At 62.3% G+C, this 4064-nt stretch carries 4 protein-coding genes; all 4 read left to right on the forward strand.

The annotated features are described in order from the left end of the window. Positions 1 to 343: 343 nt before the first annotated feature. Positions 344 to 1498, forward strand: a complete 1155-nt coding sequence (locus ACXJ7R_RS26545) for an ABC transporter substrate-binding protein (protein ID WP_457154418.1) — start codon at positions 344 to 346, stop codon at positions 1496 to 1498. A gap of 190 nt (positions 1499 to 1688) precedes the next feature. Then, the gene (locus ACXJ7R_RS26550; RefSeq protein WP_095082651.1) at positions 1689 to 2687 is read left to right on the forward strand and encodes an ABC transporter ATP-binding protein; all 999 of its coding nucleotides are present in this window, start codon (positions 1689 to 1691) and stop codon (positions 2685 to 2687) included. After that, positions 2684 to 3652: an ABC transporter permease gene (locus ACXJ7R_RS26555; protein WP_457154419.1), complete on the forward strand. Its 969-nt coding sequence runs from the start codon at positions 2684 to 2686 to the stop codon at positions 3650 to 3652. Before ACXJ7R_RS26550 ends, ACXJ7R_RS26555 begins: the two co-directional genes overlap by 4 nt. Beyond that, on the forward strand, positions 3642 to 4064 hold a 423-nt coding region (locus ACXJ7R_RS26560), incomplete at its 3' end, for an ABC transporter permease (protein WP_457154420.1). The genes ACXJ7R_RS26555 and ACXJ7R_RS26560, both read left to right, overlap by 11 nt.

Raw genomic sequence — 4064 nt, forward strand, 5'->3', positions numbered from 1 at the left:
ACGTGAGGTTGACCGGGCAACGGCCGAAAAAATCACTGCGGTGTTGCCTGCTGCGTTCGCGCCTTTCGTAGAGGATGGTGAGGCTCGCTTCAACGCCGCCTGCTGGCTGGTGAAGGCGCTGGCTTGAAGGGGCATCGATCTATCGGAAAAACCGATATCGCCTTTCTGATAAATGAATTTGCGAAACCGGAATTTTCAAAGCACTTTCGGTCCAGGGACCAAAGTCGCCACCAGAGCGACATCAAGTCCAACGCACGAACTGACAGTTTTTCAGTCCGCGCGTGACCCCTAGCGAAGACCGAAACCGGCTTTCGGGGTCAGGCGCCAAAATGGGAGATCGATGATGAATTCATTCCTGAAGTCATGCACTGCTTTGACGGTCGCGCTGACCTTCTCCGGTCAGGCCGTCGCCCAGGTCAAGGAAATTGGCAAGGGCGAAGGTCAGGTCAACATCGTTGCCTGGCCGGGCTACATCGAACGCGGCGAAACCGACAAGGGTTATGACTGGGTGACCTCCTTCGAGAAGGAAACCGGCTGCAAGGTCAACGTCAAGACCGCCAACACCTCCGACGAGATGGTCTCGCTGATGAACGAGGGCGGCTTCGACCTCGTCACCGCATCGGGCGATGCATCGCTGCGCCTCGTTGCCGGCAAGCGCGTGCAGCCGATCAACACCGATCTCATTCCGAGCTGGAAGACTGTCGACGAACGACTGAAGGACGCCCCTTGGTTCACCGYCGGCGGCGTCCACTATGGCGTTCCCTATCAGTGGGGTCCGAACGTCCTGATGTACAACACCGAGGTGTTCAAGGAAGCTCCCAAGAGCTGGAACATCGTCTTCGAGGAAATGAAGCTGCCGGACGGCAAGTCCAACAAGGGCCGCGTCCAGGCCTATGACGGGCCGATCCATATCGCCGACGCCGCCAACTATCTGATGTTCCACAAGCCGGAACTCGGCATCAAGGATCCCTACGAGCTGAACGAGGACCAGTACAAGGCGGCGCTCGAACTGCTGCGCGTCCAGCGCACGCTGGTCGGCCGCTACTGGCATGACGCCGCCATCCAGGTCGACGATTTCCAGAACGAAGGCGTCGTTGCTTCCGGCTCGTGGCCTTATCAGGTCAATGCGCTGGTCGCCGCCAAGAAACCGGTCGCGTCGACCGTGCCGGAAGAAGGCGTCACCGGCTGGGCCGACACCACCATGATGGAGGCCGACTCCGCCAATCCGAACTGCGCCTATATGTGGATGGAACATTCCTTGTCGCCGAAAGTGCAGGGCGATGTCTCGGCCTGGTTCGGTTCGCTGCCGGTGGTGCCTGCAGCCTGCAAGGGCAACGAGCTGTTGACCGACGAAGGCTGCAAGACCAACGGCTACGACAATTTCGACAAGATCAAGTTCTGGAAGACGCCGGTGTCGAAATGCGCCACCGAGAACGACCAGTGCGTGCCCTATTACCGCTGGGTGTCGGACTATATCGGCGTCATCGGCGGGAGGTGATTTCGCCTCTTTGCTGAGCTCGGCGCTGCCCCTCACCCTTACCCTCTCCCCGTGAAGAACGGGGAGAGGGGGTCGCCAGCGTAGGGGCGCTTTCTTCTCCCCGTCACTATACGGGGAGAAGGTGCCGGCAGGCGGATGAGGGGCAGCGCAGCCGCTTGATTTTGATGAGCCTGACAGATCAGGACAACCCATGACCACCGCCGTTTCCTTTCAGAAAGCCTCGCGCCATTTCGGCAGCGTTCGCGCTGTCGATGCGGTCGATCTCGATATCGCACCGGGCGAGTTCTTCGCCATGCTCGGGCCGTCCGGTTCCGGCAAGACCACGTGCCTGCGCCTCATCGCCGGCTTCGAGCAGCCGACCTCGGGCTCGATCTCGATCTTCGGCGAACGCGCCGAGGGTGTGCCGCCCTATCGCCGCAACGTCAACACCGTGTTCCAGGACTACGCGCTATTCCCGCATCTGAGCGTGCTCGACAATGTTGCCTATGGCCTCATGGTCAAGGGCATCGGCAAGGCGGAACGGCACAAGGCGGCGGAAGAGGCGCTGTCGCTGGTGCGGCTGCCAGGCTATGGCGCCCGCCGCCCCGGCCAGCTTTCCGGCGGCCAGCGTCAGCGCGTCGCGCTTGCCCGTGCGCTGGTCAACCAGCCCAAGGTGCTGCTGCTCGACGAGCCGCTCGGCGCCCTCGACCTCAAGCTGCGCGAGAACATGCAGGAGGAGCTGAAGTCGCTGCAGAAAGTGCTCGGCATCACCTTCGTCTTCGTCACTCACGACCAGGGCGAGGCGCTGTCGATGGCCGACCGCGTCGCCGTCTTCAATGACGGCAAGATCATGCAGATCGGCACGCCGGAGGATATCTACCAGCGGCCGAAGACCCGCTTTGTCGCCGATTTCGTCGGTTCCTCCAACGTGCTGCCGCCGGATTTCGTCCAGCGCTATTGCGGCCAGCATCGCTGGGGCAGCCTGCGGCCTGAATCCATTCGCGTCGGCCGCACTGCAAGTGGCGAAGGCGTTTCCGCTCGCCTTGTCTCGACCAACTATCTCGGCGCCACGACAAAACTCGCGCTCGATGCCGACGGATTGAAGCTGCATGCGATCGTGCCGGCCGGCAACCCGCTGCCCGTGGAAGGCGAGGCGGTCGTGCTCACCTTCAACCGCGAGCACCTGCACCTGATGGACGAGCCCGTATGAGCCTCGACGCCGCCATCCCGCGCGCCACGGCGCCCGCCATCCTGCCGGGCAGCGGTGGCTTGCGCGGCGCGCTATCGGATCTTTTCTGGCGCAGACCCAAGGTTCTGCTGCTCCTCATGCTGCTGCCGCCGGTTCTGTGGCTCGGCATCGTCTATATAGGCTCGCTGTTCGCGCTGCTGGCGCAGAGCTTTTTCTCCATCGACGAGTTTTCCGGCCTCATCAACCGCCAGTTCACTTTGAAGACTTATGGCGACCTGTTCCAGGCTGCCAATCTCGACATCATCCTGCGCACGGTGACGATGGCGGCTCTGGTCACGCTGGCCTCGGCGATCATCGCCTTTCCGATCGCCTACTACGCGGCGCGCTATGCCCGTGGCCGCTGGAAGGCGCTGTTCTATCTCGGCATCATGCTGCCGCTATGGTCGAGCTATCTGGTCAAGATCTACGCCTGGAAGCTGATCCTGGCCAAGGAAGGCATCCTCACCTGGCTGTTCGGCAAGCTGCATCTGCAATGGCTGATTGACGCCTGGCTGTCGCTGCCGGTCGTCGGCGGGAATTCGCTGTCGGTGTCGTTCACCGGCACGTTCATCGTCTTCGTCTATGTCTGGCTGCCGTTCATGATCCTGCCGGTGCAGGCGGCGCTCGAGCGCGTGCCGGGCAATCTGGTCGAGGCTTCGTCCGATTTGGGGGCTTCGCCGGGACAGACCTTTCGCAATGTGCTGTTCCCACTGGCGCTGCCGGGCATCGTCGCCGGTTCGATCTTCACCTTCTCGCTGACGCTCGGCGATTACATCATCCCGCAGATCATCGGCACCTCGCGGCTGTTCATCGGCCAGGCGGTCTATTCCCAGCAAGGCACCGCCGGCAACATCCCGCTCGCCGCAGCCTTCACAGTCGTGCCGATCGTCATCATGGGCTTCTACCTCTGGGGCGCCAAGCGCATGGGGGCCTTCGATGCGCTCTGATGGTTCTCAGTCGGCTCCGCTCGGCCTGAAGATCGCCGCCGCCTGCGGTCTGCTGTTCCTGCATCTGCCGATCCTGTTGATCTTCATCTACGCTTTCACGACGGAGGAAAAGAGCTTTGTCTGGCCGCCGCCCGGCCTGACCACGCAATGGTTCGCCGTCACCTGGAACCGGCCCGACGTCTGGCAGGCGCTGTCGCTGTCCGTCAGGGTTGCCGCGATCTCGACGGCGATCGCGCTGGTCCTCGGCACGCTCTGTTCGGCGGCGGTGTCACGGACAAAATTCTTCGGCCGCGAGACCATCTCGCTGCTGGTCATCCTGCCGATCGCACTGCCCGGCATCATCACCGGCATCGCGCTGCGCTCGGCCTTTTCGCTGGCCGACATTCCATTCTCGTTCTGGACGATCGTGCTG

This window comes from Mesorhizobium sp. P5_C1 (assembly GCF_054049815.1).